Genomic DNA, 22290 nt, shown 5'->3' with positions numbered 1-22290 from the left:
ATCCACCATGACCACCCTGCGCATGACCCTCGCCGCCCTCGGCCTGAGCGCTGTTTCCAGCCTGGCGCTGGCCGCCGGCAACCCGCTGAGCGTGCACGTGCTCAACCTGGAAAACGGCCTGCCATCACCGGGCATCAACGTCACCCTGGAAAAACACGTCGGCGAAAACTGGCAGCCACTGGCCCAAGGCACCACCAACGAGCAAGGGCGGATCGCCGAACTGTTCCCGGCCAAACAGCCATTCGAGGCCGGTGAATACCGCGTGGTGTTCAAGACCGGCGAGTACTACCAGAAGATCAAGCACGAGACGTTCTTCCCGGAAATTCCGGTGATCTTCCAGGTCAAGCAGACCGATCAGCACTACCACATCCCGCTGCTGCTGAGCCCGTACGGTTTCTCGACCTATCGCGGTTCGTAATCCAAACGTAGATCCCCTGTAGGAGTGAGCCTGCTCGCGATAGCAATCTGTCAGTTGATTCATGTGTGACTGACATACCGCTATCGCGAGCAGGCTCACTCCTACAATGGTTCGGTGTGAAATCTCAAATCGTGGCCAAGGCCCGCAATCGCGCGCTATCGAGGATTTCGATCTCGCCGTAAGCCAGATCAATAATCCCCTGCCCCTGCAAGTCCTTGAGGATCTGATTGGTAGTCTGCCGAGACAGCGACAGCATCGCTGCCAACTGCTCCTGCGGCAGTTGCAGCGTCCGGCGTGGTGCGTCGAGTTCGCCGTAGCCTTCGGCGATCATCAACAAGCGATGAGCCAAGCGCGCCGGGGCCGGCAGCAGGCTCAGTTGTTCAAGATTGATGAAGGCCAGGCGCAACTTGTGGCTCATCAGCAGCGCCAGATGCCGCCAATACTGCGGCTGGTCGTCGAGCAGTTTGAGCAGCGCCGCCTGCGGAATATTCAGCAAGGTGCATGCCCCGACGGCATAGGCATCATGGGTGCGTGGCTGGCCGTCAAACAGACAGATTTCGCCGAACCAGTGCGGCGCCTCCACCAGACTCAACAACGCCTCCTTGCCCTGCTCGCTGACTGCGCCGATGCGCACCGCGCCATCGAGCACCGCGTACAGACCGCACGGCGCATCGCCGCGCTGGAACAGCCGCTGCCCCGCGGTCAGCCGCCGCTCTCGGGCCAACGCCAGCAGACTATCCTGAAAGGACAGCGGCAGATGACTGAACCACTGGCCGTTGAGCAACCGTGCACGAATTTGCATAACCACTCCTGGAGTGTCGCCTGCCCGACAGAGCGAGCGCCGATCCCGAGGGATGATGCATTCAACCCCACTGGAGGAACAACAATGAAAAGCCTCGTCGACCACCTCAGTCAATACGCCGCCTACCACCGCGACCCGCGCAACATCGTCAGCCACTTTATCGGCATACCGCTGATCGTAGTGGCGGTCGCGGTTCTGCTGTCTCGGCCGGAGTGGTCGCTGGGCGGGTTGTGGGTATCTCCCGCCGTTGTCGTGGCGCTGGCGTCGGCGTGGTTTTACCTGCGTCTGGAGTTGCAGCTCGGTGCGTTGATGACGCTGCTGATGGGCCTGTCGGTGTGGGTCGGACATGCACTGGCGCAGCAAAGCACCCTGGTCTGGCTGAGCAGCGGCCTGGCGATGTTCGTGATCGGCTGGGCGATCCAGTTTGTCGGGCATCACTATGAAGGGCGCAAACCGGCGTTTGTCGATGACATCAGCGGGCTGATTGTCGGGCCGTTGTTTGTCGTCGCGGAACTGGCGTTTTTGCTCGGGCTGCGGCAGGAATTGAAACAAGAGATCGAGTTGCGGGCGGGGGTGGTGCGGGTCAATCCGAATCGTGCGGCTGTTTAGACCGCTTTCGCGAGCAGGCTCGCTCCCACAGAAAAACGCATTCCAATTGTGGGAGCGAGCCTGCTCGCGAAGCTTTTGCTTTTAGAGGTTAGCGACTTTCTGCCAGACCTTCGGTTTGAAGAACAAGGTTTCACCCTTGGCCAGGCCGATCAGGCTGTCGTGGTCTTTCACCACCTCGGCTTCGATCAGATCAGTCTGCCCTTCGACCTTCAGCGTCACCCGCGTCGTCGCACCCAGTGGGCGGATATCGCGCACTTCAGCGGCATGGTGATCTTCCAGCTCATGCCTGGACAACGACACTTCGTGCGGGCGAAACAGCACGTGGTTGTCGTCGCTGAGCAGCAAGCGGTTCGAGTCGCCAAGGAAGTGATAGACGAAATCACTGGCCGGGTTTTCGTAGACGTCGCCCGGTGAGCCGATCTGCTCGATCACGCCCTTGTTCATCACCACGATACGGTCGGCGACTTCCATTGCTTCTTCCTGGTCGTGGGTCACGAACACCGAAGTCAGGTTGATGTCTTCGTGCAGCCGCGCCAGCCAGCGCCGCAGTTCCTTGCGCACCTTGGCGTCGAGGGCGCCGAACGGCTCGTCGAGCAGCAATACTTTCGGCTCGACCGCCAAGGCACGGGCCAGGGCGATACGCTGACGCTGACCACCGGACAATTGCTCCGGATAACGATCCGACAGCCAGTCCAGTTGCACCATGTTCAGCAGTTCGTGGACCTTGGCCGCGATCTGGCTTTCGCTCGGGCGCTGGTTTTTCGGCTTCATGCGCAGGCCAAACGCGACGTTGTCGAACACCGTCATGTGGCGGAACAAGGCGTAATGCTGGAACACGAAACCGACGTTGCGATCCCGCACATCGTGGCCGGAAACGTCTTCGCCGTGAAAGACGATGTTGCCCTGATCCGGGGTTTCCAGACCGGCAATAATGCGCAGCAAGGTGGTTTTGCCGCAGCCCGAAGGGCCCAGCAGCGCGACCAGCTCGCCGCTCTGGATATCCAGGCTGATGTTGTCCAGCGCTTTGAACGCATTGAAATTCTTGCTGACGTTACGCACTTCGATCGACATGAATTATTCCTCCGCGGCGCTGGCGCGCAGGCGGTTGATACGGTTTTCGCTCCACTGCTTGAGCAGCAGGATGAAGAGCGCCAGGATCAGCAACAGGCTCGCCACGGCGAACGCGGCCACGTGGTTGTATTCGTTGTAGAGGATCTCGACGTGCAGCGGCAAGGTGTTGGTCACCCCGCGAATGTGCCCGGAAACCACCGACACCGCACCAAACTCACCCATGGCTCGCGCAGTACACAGCACCACGCCATAAATCAGACCCCACTTGATGTTGGGTACGGTGACGTGCCAGAACATCTGCCAGCCATTGGCACCGAGCAGGCGCGCGGCCTCCTCTTCCTGGGTGCCTTGCTCCTGCATCAGCGGGATCAGTTCACGAGCCACGAACGGCACGGTGACGAAAATCGTCGCCAGGACAATGCCCGGCAAGGCGAAGACGATCTGGATGTCGTGATCCTGCAGCCACGGCCCGAACAGGCCTTGCGCACCGAACATCAGCACGTAGACCAGACCGGCGATCACCGGCGACACCGAGAACGGCAGGTCGATCAGCGTGACCAGCATGCTCTTGCCACGGAACGAGTATTTGCTCACGCACCACGCCGCACTGACGCCGAACACCAGGTTCAGCGGCACCGAGATCAGCACGGCGATCACCGTAAGTTTCAGCGCCGACAGCGCGTCCGGTTCAAAAATCGCGGTGAAGAACGCGCCAAGGCCATTCTTCAAACCCTGCGATACAACGATGAACAGCGGCAGCAGCAGAAACAGGAAAAAGATCAGCCAGCCAAGACCGATCAGGATTCTGCGCGAGGTCGCACTGCCACGCCGCGCAGCGTTGGCCGAGGACGCGGCCGCAATAGACGATTGGGACATGTTCGCGCCTCCTTATGGGGTTTCGATGCGCCGCTGCAGCAAGTTGATCAGCAGCAACAGGACGAAGGAAACCACGAGCATCAGCACGCCGATGGAGGTGGCGCCGGTGTAATCGTACTGGTCGAGTTTGACCATGATCAGCAGCGGCAGGATTTCGGTTTTCATCGGCATGTTGCCGGCGATGAAGATCACCGAACCGTACTCGCCGACACCCCGAGCGAACGCCAGAGCGAAACCGGTCAACCACGCCGGCAACAGCGCCGGCAGCAGAATGTGGCGGAACACCTGTAATGGTTTAGCACCGAGGCAGGCGGCCGCCTCTTCGACTTCACGGGGAATATCGGCCAGCACCGGCTGCACCGTGCGCACCACGAACGGCAGGGTCACGAAAGTCAGGGCAAGGGTGATGCCCAGCGGCGTGTAGGCGATCTTGAAGCCGAGGTCGGCGGCGAACTGGCCGACCAGACCGGTCGGCGTGTACAGCGCCGTCAGCGCGATACCGGCCACGGCGGTGGGCAGGGCGAACGGCAGATCGATCATCGCGTCGATCACCTTGCGCCCGGGGAAGGTGTAGCGCACCAGCACCCAGGCCAGCAACGTACCGATGATGCCGTTGATGATCGCCGCACACAGCGCGGTACCGAAGCTCAGCTTCAACGCCGCCAGCACACGCGGTGCGGAAATGATCGTCCAGAACTGATCCCAGGTCAGCTGGGCGGCATGGACGAACATCGCCGCCAGCGGGATAAGCACAATCAGGCTGAGGTACACCAAGGTGTAACCCAGCGTCAGCCCGAAGCCGGGTATGACGGGGGAGATACGACGCGACATAAAAGTCCCTGGTTGAAAACGCATCAATGTGGGAGCGAGCCGGCTCGCGAAGAGGGAGTATCAGTCAACATCCCTGTCGCTGATAGACCGCCTTCGCGAGCAGGCTCGCTCCCACATGGTTTGTGCCTGAACTTCAGGCTCGTTTCGAGTGAGATTACTGCGCCTGATAAATCTGGTCGAACACGCCACCGTCGTTGAAGAATTTCGGCTGCGCGGATTTCCAGCCGCCGAAGTCCTTGTCGATGGTCACCAGCTCCAGTTTCGGGAACTGCTGGGCATATTTGGCCGCTACGTCCTTGTCACGTGGACGATAGAAGTTTTTCGCGGCGATTTCCTGGCCGGCCGGGCTGTACAGGTGCTTGAGATAGGCTTCGGCGATCTGCGCGTTGCCCTTCTTCTCGGCATTCTTGTCGACCACGGCCACTGGCGGTTCGGCGAGGATCGACAGCGAAGGTACGACGATGTCGAACTTGTCGGCGCCGCCATCTTCTTTCAGCGCCAGGAATGCTTCGTTCTCCCAGGCCAGCAACACGTCGCCCTGACCGTTGTTGACGAAGGTGATGGTCGAACCACGGGCGCCGGTGTCGAGGATCGGCACGTGCTTGAACAGGGTTTGTACGTATTCCTTGGCCTTGGCTTCATCCCCGCCGTTGGCTTTCAGGCCATAGGCCCACGCCGCGAGGAAGTTCCAGCGTGCACCGCCCGAGGTTTTCGGGTTCGGCGTGATCACCGAGACGTCATTCTTGACCAGATCGCCCCAGTCCTTGATGCCTTTCGGGTTGCCCTTGCGCACCAGGAACACGATGGTCGAGGTGTACGGCGTGCTCGCTTCCGGCAGACGCTTCTGCCAGTCGGCCGGCAGAGTCTTGCCGAGCTTGGCGATTTCATCGATGTCGCCGGCCAGGGCCAGGGTCACCACGTCAGCACGCAGACCGTCGATCACCGCACGACCCTGCTTGCCCGAACCACCATGGGATTGCTGGATTTTCACCGTGTCGCCAGCATGATCCTTCTGCCAGAACTTGATGAATTCGGCGTTGTATTCCTGATACAGCTCGCGCGTCGGGTCATACGACACGTTGAGCAGTTCGTAATCCTTGGCAACGGCGGAACCGGCAAACACGGCACTGGCCAGCGCGGCCAAAGCGTAACGGCGAATCGACGACATGGTGAAAGCTCCTGGAATTCTTGGTGGTGGCTTTTTCTTATGTATTGCTGGAATCGGGTCCCGTTGAAAGATCGCCGCCTTCGCCAGCTCCTGCACACAGCCCCCTGTAGAAGCTGCCGAAGGCTGCGATCTTTTGATCTTAAGCTCAGCCCGGTTGTTTACCGGGTTGCTGCAAACGGAATTTCTCTTTGCGTTCGATCTGTACGACTTGCGCGTTGTGCACAGTGATCTCCACCGCGCCGAACCGCAGATCGCGCAGGGCGCTCTGGATTTCACGCAAGATGGTGCTTTCGTCCTGACCGTCAACGCTGCGAAGGGATGCGCTCATGGTGCTGCTCCTTTGAAGGGATTTTGCCTGGCAGTGGGCGGCACTGCGTTCGGCGTGGGAGCAATATAAGAGAGGCACGGATATTCTTAAAAAGACTATTTAAGAATGTTTATATAACCAGAAATGTTTGTCTGCCCGCACAAGGGGTTGCAGCCTGTAAAAGCAAAAGATCACAGCCTGTATCAACTCCTGCACCGATCCCCGTAGGAGCTGCCGAAGGCTGCGATCTTTTGATCTTTAACTAATCAGTGGAGCACGCTCCCAATCAATTTCCGCCGCAGAAATTGGTCGCCCAAACCAATATCCCTGCCCCAGATCACACGCCTGCTCAAGCAAAAACGCCGCTTGCTCAACCTCCTCGATCCCCTCGGCATGCACCTGCATTCCCATGCTCCGCGCCAGCGCGATGATCACCCGGACAATCGCCACGTCATCCTCGTCCCAGGGCAACCCGGCAACGAAACCCTGATCGATCTTGAGTTTCTGCACCGGCAGGCGCTTGAGCCGCAGCAGCGAAGAATAGCCGGTGCCGAAATCATCAATGGCCAGGCGCACACCCAGTTCACGCAACCGATGCATTTGCTCCAGCGCCACTTCTGGATCGTCCATTACCGCGCTTTCGGTGACTTCCAGTTCCAGATGGGCCGGATCCAGCCCGGTGTCGTGCAGCACCTGCGCCACCTGCTGGTAAAGCTCACGCCGGGCAAACAGCCGCGACGAGACATTCACCGCGACGAACGACAGCACCACGCCGCTTTGCTGCCATTGGCACATCTGTCGACAAGCCTGCTGCATCACCCAGGCATCGATGTCGGCGATCAGACCGGTGCGCTCGGCAATCGGAATGAATTCTGCCGGTGACACCAGGCCGCGCTGCGGATGCTGCCAGCGCACCAGTGCCTCGACGCCGATCAGACGGCTGCTTTGCAGGTCGTGCACCGGCTGGTAATAGACACGCAATTCCTGCTGCTCCAATGCCCGGCGCAGTTCGAAGGCGATTTCGACCCGTTGCTGAGCGTGCGCGGTCAGCTCTTCGGTGTACAGCGCGTAGCCGTTGCGCCCGCTGCTTTTGGCTTTGAACAGCGCGCTGTCGGCGTTGCGCAGCAACTGCTCGGCGCTCAAGGCATCGCTGGGAAACAGGCTGATGCCGATGCTGGCGTTGATAAACAGTTGATTGCCGTCAATCAGCATCGGCTCCTTCAACGCGTCCAGAATCCGTTGTGCCAATGCCGCCGCCTGCGCGGGCTGTGGACAACTTTCCGCGAGCACGGCGAATTCATCACCGCCCAGTCGCGCCAGGGTGATGCCGGGGCCGAACAGTTCCTGCAAACGCGTCGCCACCGCTTTGAGTAACCGATCACCGACGTTATGCCCGAGGCTGTCATTGATCATCTTGAAATGGTCCAGATCGAGCAGCAGCAGCGCGCAGCCACGCTTGTGCGTCTGCGCCGACGCCAGCGCCTGCTCGGCGCGATCACTGAACAGCAGGCGATTGGGCAGATCGGTCAACGGATCGTGATGCGCCAGGTGTTTGAGCTCGGACTCGGAATCCTTGATCGCACTGATGTCGGAGAACACCGCCACATAATGGCTGAGCCGACCGAAATCATCGTGAATCACCCGGATCGTCTGCCACTGTGGATAAATCTCGCCGGTCTTGCGCCGGTTCCAGATCTCGCCGCTCCATTCACCTTCAGCCTCGAGGGTAGCGAACATCGCCTGATAGAAGCCCGGCGGATGATGGCCGGACTTGAACAGACTGGGCTGCTGGCCGATGACCTCGTCGCGCCGATAACCGGTGATCTCGATGAAAGCGCGGTTGACGTGGACGATCGAGCCTCGATGGTCGGTGACCAGTACACCTTCGCGGGTGCAGTCGAACACGGCGGCCGCCTGACGCAGGCGCTCGCGGTCGGTATGCCGCTCACGCAAGCGTGCGCCGATGCCGAGAAACCGACACAGACGCGCCCGCGCGAGAAAAATCACCCCGGCGCTGACCGCTGCCAGCAGATAACCGTTGATCAGTTGCCAATGGGCCCGCTCACCGGAGTCATCGAAGAATTTGCTTAATAAATGATCAGAAACCTGCAGCCACACGGCGGCCAGTACCAGGTAGAGCAGCGCTGCACGCAAGGCATCGCGGTAAGTCGCAGACATTCGGTCGTCCATGTCCCTACAAAAAGGTTGGAATTATAGGTCAAGAAACATTCAGCGACTTCTTATCTGAAAGGGCGACTGGTTTTATCTGTGTGCTTAGTGATAATGCAACGGCTGTTTTTATCTTTATCGAGGGCCCTATAGCCTATGTGGTACGAAGGTTTTCTTGGCTTGTCGGCCTGGTCACTGGTCGCGGTCACCCTGCTGATGACCCATGTGACGATTGTTGCCGTCACGGTCTATCTGCACCGTTACTCGGCCCATCGCTCGCTCGAGCTGAATGCGGGTCTGAAGCACTTTTTCCGTTTCTGGCTGTGGCTGACCACGGCGCAGAACACCCGCGAGTGGACCGCCATCCACCGCAAACACCACGCCAAATGCGAAACCGAAGATGACCCGCACAGCCCGGTGATCAAGGGCCTGTCCACCGTGCTGCGCACCGGTGCCGAGCTGTACCGCAGCGAAGCACAGAACCCGGAGACCCTGCGCATCTACGGCAAGAACTGCCCGGAAGACTGGATCGAACGCAACCTGTACAGCCGCTATCCATTACTGGGCGTGGCGATCATGGGCGTGATCGACCTTCTGCTGTTCGGCACCATCGGCATCACCATCTGGGCAATCCAGATGATGTGGATTCCGGTGTGGGCCGCAGGTGTCATCAACGGCCTGGGCCACGCCGTCGGCTATCGCAATTTCGAATGCCGTGATGCGGCGACCAATCTGGTGCCCTGGGGCATCCTGATCGGCGGTGAAGAACTGCACAACAACCATCACACCTATCCCAACTCGGCCAAGCTGTCGGTGAAGAAATGGGAATTCGACCTCGGCTGGGCGTGGATCAAGGTCTTCTGCTTCCTGCGTCTGGCCAAGGTGCAGCGGGTCGCACCGATCGCCCACCGCGTTGAAGGCAAGGGCAGCCTCGACATGGACACTGCCATGGCGATCCTCAACAACCGCTTCCAGATCATGGCCCAGTACCGCAAATTGGTGATTGGTCCGCTGGTCAAGCAGGAGCTGGCCAAGGTCGATCATTCGGTACGCCACCAGTTCCACCGGGCCAAACGCCTGCTGTCGCGGGAAACCAGCCTGCTGGAAGACCGTCATCACCTGCGCATCCAGACCATGCTGGAACACAGCCAGGCGCTGAAAGTCATTTACGAAAAACGCCTGGCCCTGCAGCAGATCTGGGTCAAGACCAGTTCCAATGGCCACGACATGCTCGCTGCCATCAAGGAATGGATTCACGAGGCCGAGGCCAGTGGCATCCAGTCGTTGCGTGATTTTGCCGATCAGCTGAAAACCTACTCGCTGCGTCCTGCGGCGGTTTGATCCGGCACTGGCTGCGGTCTTTTGATTCTTAAGATCAAGAGATCGCAGCCTCGTTGCACTCGTCAGCTCCTACAGCTCGCCGCCTGGCGGGACTCGGTAATGGCCGGGAACTTCGCCGAAAATCCTCTATCTCAAAGACACTTCGCCATCCCGGCGGGTTGTCCTGTGGCCGTTGTCGACATTGCGGCGCGCCCTTTGAGATCTGTGCCGATGGTCAACAACAACCAGAAAGACACATCCTTCACCCAATGGCCCGAGGCCGCGCAAACGTTGATGGCGCTGATGCACGCGCAAGGCGAAGTCGCGCGCCTGAGCGAACGCGAACAGTTGATCAGTTCGCTGCTGGTCAGCGTCAACGCCGTGCTCTGGGCTTTCAACTGGGAAACACGTCAGGTGCTGTATGTCAGCCCGGCGTACGAACGGATTTTCGGCCGCTCCGCAGCACTCTTGCTGGCTGACTACAACCAGTGGCGTGACAGCATCTATCCCGATGATCTCGAGTACGCCGAACAGAGCCTCGCCGAAGTCCTGCACCGAGGTGCGGTGGAGGATCGCGAGTACCGCATCATCGCCGCCGACGGCCAGGTGCGCTGGATCAGCGACAAATGCTTCATCAATCGGCAGGACGAGCCCGGTCAACCGGTGATCATCGTCGGCATCGCTGAAGACATCACTGACAAGAAAAACATGGAAACCGAGCTGCAACGCTTGGCCACCACCGATGTGCTGACGCAGAGCAGCAACCGCCGCCACTTCTTCGAATGTGCCCACCGCGAGTTCGCCGAGGCCCGTCGCCACGGCACACCGCTGGCCTTCCTGCTGCTGGACATCGATGACTTCAAAGTGATCAACGACAGCTACGGCCATCCCGAAGGCGACAACGTGCTGCAACGGATCGCCGAGTGCGGGCGTGGATCATTGCGTCGTGGCGACCTGTTCGGGCGGATTGGCGGTGAGGAGTTCGCTGCGGTGTTCCCCGGCTGTGCGCCGGAGATGGCCGTGCAAGTGGCAGAGCGACTGCAGCAGGAAATCCAGCGGCTGCGCTTCAACCATGACGGTCAGCCGTTCAGCATCACCGTGAGCCAGGGCCTGACCAATCTCACCGACGAAGACAAGAGCCTCGACAACCTGTTCGCCCGCGCGGATGCGGCGATGTACGAGGCGAAGCGGCAGGGCAAGAACCGGATTATTGCGGCCTGACCCGGTCTCATATTCAATACATCCCCCTGTAGAAGTGAGCCTGCTCGCGATAGCGGAGCGTCAGACGAAACTTTAATAACTGACACTCCGCTATCGCGAGCAGGCTCACTCCTACAGGGTTTATGTAAGCCGGTTATTTGCGCATCCGCATCAACTCCGGCAAGCCGATCTTCAGCAACCGCGCCGTCCTGCTCTTCGCCAGTTCCTCGACGCCTTCATGCTCGGTCAGCCGCGCCATCTGCGCCGCCATGTTCATCACCAGCGCCTCGCGACTGTAAACGCCACCACCGAGCTGGTAGACCGAAGCAATCAACTCGCGCAACTCCAGCGGCAGCCGCCAGCGAGTTCTCAATGCCGAGCCGTAGGAAGCGGCAAACTTCGCCAACGCTTCACCGACCTCTTCCAGCTCGTCCAGCTCGCCGCCGGCCTGTTGCCATTCCTGCAAGCAGCGCAGCAGCGCCAGATCGCCGAGTCGATGCAGCATGCCCGCGCAATAGCAGCGTTCCTGATCCAGATCGAGCAAGCGCGCCAGCGTGCGGGCATATTCCGCCGTGTGCAGTGACAGCCCCCAGTAGCGCTCGGCGTAATCTGCCAGGCACGCATTGCTGAGCCGGGCGCTGCGTTTGAGCGCCAGCCCGAGTATCAGGTTCATGCTTTGCCCGGTGCCGAGTCGATGCAGCGCCTGCGCCAGGGTCTGCACTGGCGCGCCATGGTGCTGCGCAGCACTGTTGGCGGCCGCGATCAGCACCGCGGTGATCTGCGGATCGGTGCGAACCTCTTCCTCCAGCAGTTTCAGGTCCAGCCCTTCTTGATTGAGGCTGCGCTTGACCGCCACTTGCACGTCGGTCATCAGCGGCGCGCCATCGGCCTGCTCGCGACGCCGTTCCAGAAACACTGACAGGGTCATGCCCGGCGCCAGTGCCGGCACTTCGCAGACCACGGCTTCGCCGGCGTTGAGCAGCAAACCCTGCAAGCGCTCGGTCAGGCCTTCCATGTTCAACGGTTTGGTCAGGTACGCGGTCGGCGCCAGCGGGATCGCTTCGCGCACGCTGGCGCTGTCGTTGCGGCTGCTCATCAGAATGAACGGCAGTGGCGGGTTGCGTTTGCGCTGGCGAACGCTGCGCAGCACATGCAATCCATCGATGCCGGGCAGCTCCCAATCGACGATGGCCAGGTCATACGGCACCTCGCCAAGCAACGACAGCGCTTGCTGGCCGTCGGCGCACAGATCCAGGCGCGCATCGCAGCGCACGTTGAGCAGTACTTGTTTAAGCAGGTCGCGAGACCAGGGATCGGCCTCGGCAATCAACACCCGGGGTACGGCGGGTAAATCAACGGCAGTCATGCGCGCTCTCCTTGCAATGCCTGAACCTTAGCCAATGCCGGACATTCGTTACAGCGCAAACGCGGCCGATGTGTTTCAACGGGCGTAAAAAAACCCGCCGAAGCGGGTTTTTGTCGAGCAGGTCACACCGACGAATCAGAGCTCAGCGAAGCACTCTTCGATGATCGCCAGACCTTTGTCCAGTTGCTCGTCCGGCGAAGTCAGCGGGACCAGCACGCGCAGCACGTTACCGTAAGTGCCGCAGGACAGCAGGATCAGGCCCTTGTCCCGCGCCTTGGCGACAACAGCCGCTACAGCGGTCGGGTTTGGCTTGTGGCTGTCGCCGTTTTCGAACAGCTCGACCGCGATCATCGCGCCCAGCGCGCGCACCTCACCGATCACCGGGTACTTGGCCTGAATGGCCTTCAGGCCGGTCACCAGACGCTCGCCGACAGCCTTGCAGCGATCCAGCAGTTGCTCTTCTTCGAACACTTCCATCACGGCCAGCGCAGCGGCGCAAGCGATCGGGCTACCAGCGTAGGTGCCGCCCAAGCCACCCGGGGCGATGGCGTCCATGTACTCGGCCTTGCCGCACACGCCGGCCAGCGGGAAACCGCCAGCGATGGACTTGGCGAAGGTGGTCAGGTCGGCGGCAACGCCCATCTGTTCCATGGCGAAGAAAGTGCCGGTACGGCCAGCGCCGGTCTGCACTTCGTCAGCGATCAGCAGAATGCCGTGCTGGTCGCACAGCGCGCGCAGACGCTTCATGAATTCCTTCGGCGCAACGTAGAAACCACCCTCACCCTGCACCGGCTCGATGATGATCGCGGCGATGTCTTTCGGCTCGGCGTCGTTCTTGAAGATGCGTTCGATGGAGGCGATCGAGTCGTCGATGCTCACACCGTGCAGTTCGTTCGGGTACAGCGCGCGGAAGATGCCGCCTGGCATCAGGCCCATGCCCGCCGAGTACGGCACGACTTTACCGGTCAGGCCCAGGGTCATCATGGTGCGACCGTGGTAAGCGCCGGTGAACGCGATCACGCCAGCGCGGCCGGTGGCGGCACGGGCGATCTTCACCGCGTTTTCCACCGCTTCGGAACCGGTGGTCACCAGCAGGGTTTTCTTGGCGAAATCGCCCGGCACCTTGGCGTTGATTTTTTCGCACAGCTCAACGTACGGCTCGTAGGCCAGCACCTGGAAGCAAGTGTGGGTCAGCTTGTTCAGCTGTTCGGTTACGGCAGCGATGATTTTCGGGTGCACGTGGCCGGTGTTCAGTACAGCAATGCCGCCAGCGAAGTCGATGAACTCACGACCTTCGACGTCGGTCACCGTTGCGTTCTTTGCCGATTCGGCGAAGATCGGGTGAATCTGGCCAACACCACGAGGTACGGCATTGGTGCGGCGGGCCATCAGTTCAGCGTTAGTCTTGCTCATTACAGTCCTCATTCGCCGCTCATCGGGCGGCGTGGTTCAAGGATGAAGCGGGAGGAATCGGCGGTGGCAGCATGCGATGATCGACTGCCACGGCGTTCCCGGCCGCAGAGAAAATTCCGTTTTGAAACGACGCAAAGGACAGCGCTCTCGTGCCCTTTGCGTTTGCAGCGATCCCATTCCCGGCTTAGATGCCCAGGCAGAGGTATTTGATTTCCAGGTAATCTTCGATGCCGTACTTGGAACCTTCACGGCCCAGGCCCGAGGCCTTGATGCCGCCGAACGGCGCGACTTCGTTGGAGATCAGCCCGGTGTTGACGCCGACCATGCCGTATTCCAGCGCTTCGGCGACACGGAACACACGGCCGAGGTCGCGTGCGTAGAAATACGAGGCGAGCCCGAATTCGGTGTCGTTGGACATGGCGATCACTTCCGCTTCGTCTTTGAAGCGGAACAGCGGCGCCAGCGGACCGAAGGTTTCTTCCTTGGCCACGGCCGCGTTTTTCGGCACGTTGGTGAGGATGGTCGGCTCGAAGAAGTTGCCTTCCATCGCCTTGCCGCCGGCCAGTACGGTCGCGCCTTTGCTCACGGCGTCAGCGATGTGTTCCTGAACCTTGGCCACGGCTTTTTCGTCGATCAGCGGGCCGGTGGTGGTGCCGTCTTCCAGACCGTTGCCGATTTTCAGTTTGGCCACAGCCACTTTCAGCTTCTCGGCGAACGCATCGTAGACCGCGTCCTGAATGTACAGACGGTTGGCGCAGACGCAGGTCTGGCCGTTGTTGCGGTATTTGGAAATGATCGCGCCTTCGACGGCCTTATCCAGATCCGCATCGTCGAACACGATGAACGGCGCGTTGCCGCCCAGTTCCAGCGAGACTTTCTTGATGTCCTTGGCGCATTCGGCCATCAACTGGCGACCGATTTCGGTCGAGCCGGTGAAGGACAGTTTGCGCACGATCGGGTTGCTGGTCAGCTCGCTGCCGATATCGCCGGCGCTGCCGGACACCACGCTGAACACACCCGCCGGAATGCCCGCGCGCTGAGCCAGTTCGGCCAGGGCGAAAGCGGAAAATGGAGTTTGCGATGCTGGCTTGAGCACCATGGTGCAACCGGCGGCCAGCGCCGGGCCGGCCTTGCGAGTGATCATTGCTGCCGGGAAGTTCCACGGAGTGATCGCGGCGGTGACGCCGATCGGCTGCTTGATCACGATCAGGCGCTTGTCCGGCTGGTGGCCTGGAATCACATCACCGTAGATGCGCTTGGCTTCTTCGGCGAACCACTCGATGAACGATGCGGCGTAAACGATTTCGCCCTTGGCTTCGGCCAGCGGCTTGCCTTGCTCGAGGGTCATCAGGCGCGCGAGATCGTCCTGGTTCTCGATCATCAGCTCGAACCAGCGACGCAGCTTGCCGGCACGCTCCTTGGCGGTCAGTGCACGCCAGGCCGGCAGCGCCTTGTCGGCGGCCTCGATGGCACGGCGAGTTTCTGCGGCGCCCATCTTCGGCACGGTGCCGAGGATCTCGCCGGTGGCCGGGTTGTTGACCTTGATCGTCTGACCGTTGTCCGCATCGACCCAAGCGCCATCGATGAAGGCTTGCTGGCGGAACAACTGGGTGTCTTTAAGCTGCATGTCGGCTTTTCCTTAACAGCACCGCGGCCTGCGCGGAGCAAATTATGATTGTAGAAAGGCGCCTCGCAAGGCTGCCGTCAGGGAAATCAGTGAGCGGATTGTGGCGCATCGACAGTGCACGACCGGGCGAACCTGCGCTGCAACATCCCGTCAACGAGCGTTTGAAATCTCAAACGGATCGTAGGTTCAAAGGGGGTAAAGGACAATAGGTCGTTCGAAAAAAAGAACAAAAATGCCGCTTTTCAGATCAACGCACCAAAAATCCGTGCCGCAGGAAAAACCTTAGATCAACCCCGGCAAAGCGCCAAGCGAGGGTTTTGCAGGACGTTACCGCTTTAAGGAATGCAGCGATTTTGTGCCGACACGCACTCTGACAAAACCCGCCAAACCCGGCATGGACGCCCCGAGCCGACCTAGGTATGATGTCGCCCGCTGCACCAGTAGCTCAGCTGGATAGAGTACTGCCCTCCGAAGGCAGGGGTCGTGGGTTCGAATCCCGCCTGGTGCACCATGAATCAAACGAGAAAGCCCCGGACTGTGATGGTCCGGGGCTTTTTTGTGGGCGATGACAAGATCGCTGGAACGCCGTCACTCCGTCGTCCAGTCAAACTCGTCATATTCATCGTCGTCATCTCCCTCCTCCTCCACCTCTTCAAACACCTCGTCTTCATCAACGAGGTCTTCCTCCGGCTGATTCAGCAGAAATTCCTTACGTGTCTCGGTTACTGCGCGCCGCATTTGTTCGCCCTTCTCCGGGCAGTTGAGTAGCTGGGCGATGCGGTCGATTTTTGCTGCCACGGTGTCCTCCAGCGCATTGGCAATGGCTCGATAGTGCGCGTTTTCGCGGGGCAATGCCAAATGGCTGGGAAATCAGGGCAGTCAGCCGCCCGTAAGCGGCCGAACCTCAGCGGTGATAACGCCGCACCGCGCTGCTGTTGCGCAGTACATGGCCTTTGATCTTGTCCATCAGCTCGGCGCGGGTCAGGCCGGCCGGCAAAGCGTCCGGGGCGAGGTCGAGCGCGTAGATCTGAATGATGTAGTGATGCGCGCTGTCGCCCACTGGCGGGCATGGGCCCATGTAATGGGTGTTGCCTTTGCTGTTGGTGCCGCCGACTCCTTCGAGCGCGGATTTAGCGCCGACGCCGGCCGCGATCTGGTGGGTGGTGGGTTTGATCCCATAGTGAATCCAGTGATCGACGCCCAGGCCCTTCTGGCCGTCCGGGTCATGCATGACGATGGCGTAGCTCTGGGTTCCGGCCGGGCCGGCGTTCCAGCTCAGCGCTGGCGACTGGTTCTTGCCACCGCAGCCAGGCGCGTCGCTGGCGGCGGCCGAGGTAAACAGGCGGTTATCCGACACGCCCGGGATGCTCAGGGTGAAGCGCTCCTGGGCCTGCGCCGGGAACTGCACGCAAAGGGTCACGGCGATGGCCGCCAGCCATGGGTTGAGAGAGGTCAATCGGGTCATTCCGGGAGCACCTTGTGCAGTGAGGCCGTCGTCGGCCCGCAAACTATAGCTGTACCGTTCGTGCCTTGGCAGTAGCAAATGGCTGAACCTCCCGCGGCGGCCTCAACTCACAAGAGAAATGCCTGCGAGGAAGCTGAAGATGTCCCTGCACCGTGTCGCCCGTTTCGCCGATGTCCCGCAAGACCGTGGCCTGCAAGTCGAAATCGGCGACTGCAAGATCGTCCTGCTGCGTGCCAACGGAGAGTTGCGAGCGTTTCAGGGCCTGTGTCCACACGCCGGTGCGCCACTGGCCGAGGGTGCGTTGTGTCACGGCAGGTTGATCTGCCCTTGGCACAAAGCCGCGTACCGCGCCGAGGACGGTGGCCTGTGCGAGCCGCCGTCGCTGGACAGTCTCAAGCGCTTTCCGCTGGAGTTGCGCGGCGAGGAGATCTGGGTCGATGACCAGCCCCTGCCCGATCAGCACACCCCGCCGGCCGACGATTCAAGAACGTTCGTGGTGGTCGGCGCCGGCGCCGCAGGCACGGCATGCGCGGCGGCACTGCGCGAGAAGGGTTTTGGCGGGCGCATCGTTATGGTCGACGGCGAACCGGATGCCGGCTACGACCGCACGGTGTTGAGCAAATTTGTTCTGTCCGGGGAGATGTCGCCGAAAGAGGTCCCGCCCCTGCGCGATGAAGCCTTCTATCAAGCACAACGCATCGAACGCGTACAAAGCGAAGTCAGCGCACTCGACGCTCCAGGCAAAACCCTTCATTTAAGCAATGGCGGAATCCTGCGCTACGACGCCGCGGTACTCGCCACCGGTGGTGCGCCCAATCCGCTGAAGCTGCCCGGCGCTGACCTGGCCAACGTCTTCGTCCTGCGTTCGAAAGCCCAGGCTGAACAGATCATCAACGCCGCTCAACCGGGCCAGCGCGCGGTGATCATCGGCGACAGTTTCATCGCCCTCGAATGCGCGTCAGCCCTGCGCGAGTATGGCCTCGACGTTACCGTGCTGGCGCGTCATGCGATCCCTTTCGCCAAGCAATTCGGCGAAGCGGTAGGCAAGGCGATTCGCGCGTTGCACGAAGAGCACGGGGTGAAGTTCATCAGCGAGCACGAGGCTACCGAGATCTTTGGCGAAGAGAAGGTCGAGGGCGTGCTGCTCGACAACGGTTTGCGCCTGGCGGCGGATTTGATCCTCGCTGGCGTCGGCGTTCACCCGGCTACCGAGGCCTTCGGCTCACTGTCCAAAGAAGATGATCAGTCTTTGCGCGTCGATGACGGCATGCGTGTCGGCGATGGTTTATGGGCCATCGGCGATATCGCCACGTTTCCGCTGAGCGGCCAGCCAACCCGGATCGAGCACTGGCGTTTGGCCCAGCAACACGCGCGCATTGCCGCCGCCAACATGCTCGGTGGCGAGGAGCATTATCTGGATGTGCCGTTCTTCTGGACGTACCACTTCGGCAAGAACTACGACTATCTCGGCCACGCTGCAGAATGGGACGAGGTCGAGTTCAACGGCGAGCCGGAAAAGCCGCCGTTCATTGGTCTGTTCGCGAAAAACGGCATCGTCGTCGCGGCGGTGGCCTGCGACAAGCAACGCGCGATGGCGCTGCTGGCCGAGCGGATGAAGCAACCTCTGCGGATCAAAGAGGCCTGGACGCTGATCCAGGCCTGATACCGGTCCTGTAGGAGCTGCCGAAGGCTGCGATCTTTTGACTGTTAAAAACAAGATCAAAAGATCGCAGCCTCGTTTCACTCGTCAGCTCCTACGGGCTCCGTCTCGGTCACGTCAGGCGGTTTACCGGCTCGCGTTGGTCATCGCCATCGGCATGCAGAAAGATCACCCGCTGTTGCCCCAGCGGCGCGGGCAATGCCTGCTGCTGCACCGGCCAGAAATGCGTTTCCACGTGGCTGATATCGCCGTCCTGATCGTTGTGGATGGTCATCACGCCAGGCGTGCGCAGTTTCTGGAAACGCTCATCGCAGAGCTTGAAGCTTTTGCTCAGACCTTCATCACCAATCACCGGCGAGGGCAACCGGCGCTGAGCGAAGCTGCGGCTCTTGCGTTGCTGATAACGTGCCCAACCAATCAGGATCACTGCGTTGACCACCGCCACCCACAGATAAACCTGCAAGGTGCCCAAGGCGTCGAACGCCGAGTGCTCGATGCGCGGGCCGCCGGTGGTTTCGATCAACGGCCATAGGCCGCGCACCAACAGGTACAGCAGGCCGATCCAGGCCATCACGGTAAGGATGACGTCGATCACCACCAGAAAGGGCCGTTGGCGAGTGCGGATAATTTTCATTTGATGACTTCCTCCTGCTCGTCGCCCAGCGGTCGGATGCCCCGATCAGGACTGACCCAGCGCGCGCGTTTCTTGTGTTGGCTGAACAACACTTTGGGGAAACTGACCAAGGTGGTCAGCAGACTGACGAGCCAGAACACCAGCGGGTACCAGACCACCCAGAACATGGTCTTGCCCAGGCCCGGCTCATAGCGCCGATCGATAACGATGCTGACCGCGAACTGCACCAGACAGACCACCGCCAGCAACAGACCGGTGAAGGCCGGTGGCATCAAGTGATCCACAGCGATTGCATCCGGCATGACCATGAATTTGCCCATGCCCCAGAAAATCACCGACAACAGGAAGGTGAACGCCCAACCGGTGGACAGGCAGTATTCGAACAGCAGCGGCCACAGGTAACGATGGCGATACTGCCAGATGCCGCGAATGTTCTTGAACAGCACTTCGGCGCCGCCCTGAGCCCAGCGCAAACGCTGCTTCCAGAGGCCGCCGAGGGTCTCCGGCATGAGGATCCAGCACAGCGCGCGCGGTTCGTAAAAGATGCTCCAGTGATCGAGCTGCAGCTTCCAGCTGATGTCGATGTCTTCGGTGATCATGTCCGGGCTCCAGTAGCCGACCCGGTTCAGCGCGGTACGGCGGAACGCGACGATCACCCCGGAGACCGTGAAGATGCGCCCGAACACCCGTTGCGTGCGTTTGATCAGACCGATGATCGAGGAGAACTCGCCGACCTGCACCCGCCCGATCAACGTCGACCGTGTGCGGATGCGCGGGTTGCCAGTCACGGCGCCGAGACGTGCGTTATCCAGCATCGGCGCGACCAGATAGGCCGCGGTATTGGGCGCCAGCAAGGCGTCGCCATCGATGCACACCAGATACTCGCTGCGCGCAGCAATCGCGCCCATGCGCAGGGCCACAGCCTTGCCCTGGTTCTCTGCCAGATGCAGGACCCGCAAACGAGGATCTTCCTTGGCCAGTGCGTCGAGAACTTCAGCCGTGTTGTCCTTGGAGCCGTCGTTGATCGCGATGACTTCGATGTTCGGGTAATGCTGCGCCAGTGCCGCGTGAATGGTGTCGGCAGCGTTGTCGCCTTCGTTGTAGCAAGGAATCAGGATCGAGATCAGCGGCTCGCCTTCCAGTGGCGGCGGCAGCGTGTCGTCCTGCCATGGCCAGTGGCGCTCCCAGTGCAACCAGAAATACAGGCCGCCGGCGATCCACAACCCGGACATGAACAACGGGTAGAAGAACACGAACGACATCAGGAACTGGCCGGTCACCAGGAAAATCAGCCCCAGCGGAACGCCAAGAACGATCGCCAGAACAAGCAGGGCTAACAGTCTATCCAGCATGTTATGGATTCCATTTGTTGGAGAGTGCAGGCCTTACGGTTTTCAGGTCCGGCAGGTTGTCGAGGAAGTTGTCCGGGTAGTAACCGAAACTGGTCGCGCCCTGGCGCTTGAGCCGGCCCATCCAGTCCGCCAGTTGTGCGGCATCGATGTCGGCCTGATCCTTCTGGTTCCAGTCACGCGCCTGCAATTCGAACACCGTGCGATTGAGCGCACCGGGACGTTTTTTAACCGTGGCCACCAAGGTTTCCAGCCACGGCCCGGACTCGGCCCGGGTCTGTTTCTCCATCAATGGCATGGCCATCGGCGCCGTCCAGTCGTAGGTGGCGAGGAAATCGTCGAGATTCTGTGCGAACCACGCTTCGCTCTCGGGATTGAGCATCGGCTCGGCAAAGATGTTGCGCGCGGTCAGCACCTGCGGGCCGCGAATGGCGCGGACCCTGGCGGTCAGTTCGTTGGTGAAGTCGATCAGGTAGCGGCTCTTGAAGCGGGTCCAGCGTTGCATCGCCGCCGGGTCGTCGCGCAACGCGGCAATCGAGCCGGGCAACCCATGTGCAGCGTAGGCCTTCAAGGCATCCGGGCTGGCATCTTCGAAGTCCGACAGCACTGCGTCGTCATGGTAGAGAACGCCGTCGATCGAGGTCAGACTCGCCAGGTCCTCGTAGATTTCACCAATGACTTTCCGCACTTCGGGATTGAACGGTGACAGGCGCTTGTACTGCTTTGGATCGACCGACGTGATGGCGGTCTTCGGGTCCCAGCGGGTCACCCGCGGCAGCTTCGAATCGAGCTCGAAACTCAGCACCGGCATCCATGCATAGACCTTCACGTGAGCGCGGGTGCGCAGTTGCCAGGCGACGCGGTCGAACAGGTCGGCGCGCACCGGCAAGTGGCGGTTGGGGAAGTACAGCGAGTGCACCAGACCATCGCCCTTGGGATCGGCAAAAGCTTGCAGAAACACCGTGGTGGGGCCCAGGTCAGAAATGCGCTGCACCAGTTTGCCGAGGTTGATGTCCTGTTGCGCCGGGTCCGGATCGTAGACGTTATCCAGATCGACATGCACCACGCGCATCGCCAACTCTTCCTGCACCGCGACGATGCTGTTGGCGAAATGCTCGCCGTCAGGGTCGGAGGTAACGAGGAAGCGTGGCCCGCTCATCAGGTTGTCGAGGGTGTCGAGGCCGTCGTCCAGGGTCAGGGCCATTTCATAGCCCTCCTCGCCAACCACGCTCAGCGACGTGCCGTCAGCAGCGCCGTACGGCCAGACCCAGACCCGCGGTTTGTAACCGGTAACCTGGCGGATCTTCTCGGAAATAGTCTTCACGTCGGCACGAATGCGTGCCTGGAAATCGGCTTCGGACTCGTAGCGCTTGGTCACGGGGTCATAGCGCCGGGTCGCAGCGGCCGGCTGCAAGTTGCCCTGCGGGTTGGCGAGGATGCCTTTGTGGCTGGCGTCGGTATGGGCGGCGATCTCTACCAGCCCCGACCTGGAAATTTCGCGGACCTGCTCCCAGGTCAGAAAGTCCGAACGCTTGCGCGGCGTGCCGGCAAAGTCCACCGGCTGATTCAGCGGTGTGTCGATCCAGGTGCCGACCGGCGCCAGCAAAGCGTGCCAGTTGTAGGCGCGCAATACCGGCAAGACGCGGGTATAGAAGCTGGCATAACCGTCGTCGAAGCTGAGCAGCACCGCTTTCGCCGGCAGCTGCGGGCCACCCTTGCGTGCGGCCATGATCTGGTCGACGGTAACCGGTTTGTAGCCGTTTTCACGCAGCCAGGCGAGTTGCTCGATCATGCGTTCGGTGCGCACTGCCACCACGGCCTGATCGGGATCACGGTCTTCAACGTCGTGATAGGCGATGCCGAGCACATGGTTTTTTGGCCACGGTTGTTCACTGGCCGCGACCGGGCGCTCGGAGGGCGGCGCGAAGGCCGGGGCCTGCTGGGCGCAGGCGCTGATCAGCAGCGCTCCCAGCAAAAGGATGAAACGCGAGATAAAAGGCATCTT

Annotated in this window: 20 protein-coding genes and 1 tRNA gene; 6 read left to right on the top strand and 15 right to left on the bottom strand. The window is 60.8% G+C overall.

Annotated elements, in window-relative coordinates; all coding sequences use genetic code 11:
• Nucleotides 1-7 precede the first annotated feature (7 nt).
• Nucleotides 8-418 (top strand): hydroxyisourate hydrolase, encoded by a 411-nt coding sequence (gene uraH / locus QRN33_RS14530; protein WP_042610175.1) that lies wholly within the window; start codon nt 8-10, stop codon nt 416-418.
• A 124-nt stretch (nt 419-542) separates the two neighbouring features.
• Here uraH and QRN33_RS14525 read toward each other — a convergent pair whose 3' ends face one another.
• A complete protein-coding gene (locus tag QRN33_RS14525; RefSeq protein ID WP_285409132.1) occupies nt 543-1220 on the bottom strand; it encodes a Crp/Fnr family transcriptional regulator in 678 nt (225 codons plus the stop codon).
• A gap of 84 nt (nt 1221-1304) precedes the next feature.
• Here QRN33_RS14525 and QRN33_RS14520 point away from each other — a divergent pair, with 84 nt between their 5' ends.
• A complete protein-coding gene (locus tag QRN33_RS14520) occupies nt 1305-1829 on the top strand; it encodes an Mpo1 family 2-hydroxy fatty acid dioxygenase (RefSeq protein ID WP_285409131.1) in 525 nt (174 codons plus the stop codon).
• A gap of 81 nt (nt 1830-1910) precedes the next feature.
• Here the strand turns inward: QRN33_RS14520 and QRN33_RS14515 are convergent, their stop codons facing one another.
• The 6 genes from QRN33_RS14515 to dibA all read right to left on the bottom strand — a co-directional run bounded on the left by QRN33_RS14515 (nt 1911) and on the right by dibA (nt 8260).
• Nucleotides 1911-2900 carry a sulfate/molybdate ABC transporter ATP-binding protein gene (locus QRN33_RS14515; RefSeq protein ID WP_064361636.1) on the bottom strand — a complete coding sequence of 330 codons (990 nt, stop codon included), beginning with the start codon at nt 2898-2900 and terminating at the stop codon, nt 1911-1913.
• Nucleotides 2901-2903: 3 nt separating this feature from the next.
• The gene (gene cysW, locus QRN33_RS14510; protein ID WP_064361637.1) at nt 2904-3776 is read right to left on the bottom strand and encodes a sulfate ABC transporter permease subunit CysW; all 873 of its coding nucleotides are present in this window, start codon (nt 3774-3776) and stop codon (nt 2904-2906) included.
• A 12-nt stretch (nt 3777-3788) separates the two neighbouring features.
• A complete protein-coding gene (gene cysT, locus QRN33_RS14505) occupies nt 3789-4607 on the bottom strand; it encodes a sulfate ABC transporter permease subunit CysT (protein ID WP_007952818.1) in 819 nt (272 codons plus the stop codon).
• Nucleotides 4608-4761: 154 nt separating this feature from the next.
• Nucleotides 4762-5775 (bottom strand): sulfate ABC transporter substrate-binding protein, encoded by a 1014-nt coding sequence (locus QRN33_RS14500; RefSeq protein WP_064361638.1) that lies wholly within the window; start codon nt 5773-5775, stop codon nt 4762-4764.
• Nucleotides 5776-5920: 145 nt separating this feature from the next.
• Complete coding sequence (oscA, locus tag QRN33_RS14495) at nt 5921-6103, bottom strand: sulfur starvation response protein OscA (RefSeq protein WP_007917682.1); 183 nt, start codon at nt 6101-6103, stop codon at nt 5921-5923.
• Nucleotides 6104-6340: 237 nt separating this feature from the next.
• Complete coding sequence (gene dibA, locus QRN33_RS14490) at nt 6341-8260, bottom strand: phosphodiesterase DibA (RefSeq protein WP_285409128.1); 1920 nt, start codon at nt 8258-8260, stop codon at nt 6341-6343.
• A gap of 147 nt (nt 8261-8407) precedes the next feature.
• Here dibA and desA point away from each other — a divergent pair, with 147 nt between their 5' ends.
• Together desA and QRN33_RS14480 are read left to right on the top strand one after the other, a co-directional pair.
• Complete coding sequence (desA, locus tag QRN33_RS14485) at nt 8408-9592, top strand: delta-9 fatty acid desaturase DesA (protein ID WP_042610168.1); 1185 nt, start codon at nt 8408-8410, stop codon at nt 9590-9592.
• 210 nt (nt 9593-9802) lie between these two features.
• Nucleotides 9803-10792, top strand: coding sequence for a GGDEF domain-containing protein (locus QRN33_RS14480; RefSeq protein WP_042610167.1), 990 nt, complete (start codon nt 9803-9805; stop codon nt 10790-10792).
• Between the two features lie 133 nt (nt 10793-10925).
• Here the strand turns inward: QRN33_RS14480 and QRN33_RS14475 are convergent, their stop codons facing one another.
• From QRN33_RS14475 to gabD, 3 genes are all read right to left on the bottom strand, one after another.
• On the bottom strand, nt 10926-12137 hold the full coding sequence (locus tag QRN33_RS14475; protein WP_285409125.1) for a response regulator: 1212 nt from the start codon (nt 12135-12137) through the stop codon (nt 10926-10928).
• Nucleotides 12138-12272: 135 nt separating this feature from the next.
• Nucleotides 12273-13550, bottom strand: coding sequence for a 4-aminobutyrate--2-oxoglutarate transaminase (gene gabT / locus QRN33_RS14470; protein ID WP_285409123.1), 1278 nt, complete (start codon nt 13548-13550; stop codon nt 12273-12275).
• Between the two features lie 184 nt (nt 13551-13734).
• Nucleotides 13735-15177: an NADP-dependent succinate-semialdehyde dehydrogenase gene (gabD, locus tag QRN33_RS14465; protein ID WP_024011131.1), complete on the bottom strand. Its 1443-nt coding sequence runs from the start codon at nt 15175-15177 to the stop codon at nt 13735-13737.
• 434 nt (nt 15178-15611) lie between these two features.
• Between gabD and QRN33_RS14460 the strand changes: the two genes are divergently transcribed.
• A tRNA-Arg gene (locus QRN33_RS14460) sits at nt 15612-15688 on the top strand.
• A 77-nt stretch (nt 15689-15765) separates the two neighbouring features.
• Here QRN33_RS14460 and QRN33_RS14455 read toward each other — a convergent pair.
• Together QRN33_RS14455 and QRN33_RS14450 are read right to left on the bottom strand one after the other, a co-directional pair.
• Nucleotides 15766-16035 carry a hypothetical protein gene (locus QRN33_RS14455; RefSeq protein ID WP_177330582.1) on the bottom strand — a complete coding sequence of 90 codons (270 nt, stop codon included), beginning with the start codon at nt 16033-16035 and terminating at the stop codon, nt 15766-15768.
• A gap of 46 nt (nt 16036-16081) precedes the next feature.
• A complete protein-coding gene (locus QRN33_RS14450) occupies nt 16082-16642 on the bottom strand; it encodes a YbhB/YbcL family Raf kinase inhibitor-like protein (protein ID WP_123419717.1) in 561 nt (186 codons plus the stop codon).
• Between the two features lie 139 nt (nt 16643-16781).
• Between QRN33_RS14450 and QRN33_RS14445 the strand changes: the two genes are divergently transcribed.
• A complete protein-coding gene (locus QRN33_RS14445) occupies nt 16782-18305 on the top strand; it encodes an FAD-dependent oxidoreductase (RefSeq protein WP_285409120.1) in 1524 nt (507 codons plus the stop codon).
• A 109-nt stretch (nt 18306-18414) separates the two neighbouring features.
• Here QRN33_RS14445 and pgaD read toward each other — a convergent pair whose 3' ends face one another.
• Genes pgaD through pgaB form a run of 3 tightly spaced genes read right to left on the bottom strand, consistent with a single transcriptional unit; the run spans nt 18415 to nt 22287 of the window.
• Entirely contained in the window at nt 18415-18936 is a 522-nt protein-coding gene (pgaD, locus tag QRN33_RS14440) for a poly-beta-1,6-N-acetyl-D-glucosamine biosynthesis protein PgaD (RefSeq protein WP_042610161.1), read from the bottom strand.
• Nucleotides 18933-20288, bottom strand: coding sequence for a poly-beta-1,6-N-acetyl-D-glucosamine synthase (gene pgaC, locus QRN33_RS14435; protein ID WP_042610160.1), 1356 nt, complete (start codon nt 20286-20288; stop codon nt 18933-18935). The genes pgaD and pgaC overlap by 4 nt, the downstream gene beginning before the upstream one ends.
• A 1-nt stretch (nt 20289) precedes the next feature.
• Entirely contained in the window at nt 20290-22287 is a 1998-nt protein-coding gene (pgaB, locus tag QRN33_RS14430; RefSeq protein ID WP_252881090.1) for a poly-beta-1,6-N-acetyl-D-glucosamine N-deacetylase PgaB, read from the bottom strand.
• Between the last annotated feature and the right edge of the window lie 3 nt (nt 22288-22290).

The sequence above is a fragment of the Pseudomonas sp. FR229a genome (assembly GCF_030209115.1).
GTDB classification, from domain to species: domain Bacteria; phylum Pseudomonadota; class Gammaproteobacteria; order Pseudomonadales; family Pseudomonadaceae; genus Aquipseudomonas; species Aquipseudomonas moraviensis_A.
The sequence above is the reverse complement of the archived record's forward strand: the minus strand, read 5'-3'. Positions and strand labels throughout refer to the sequence as shown.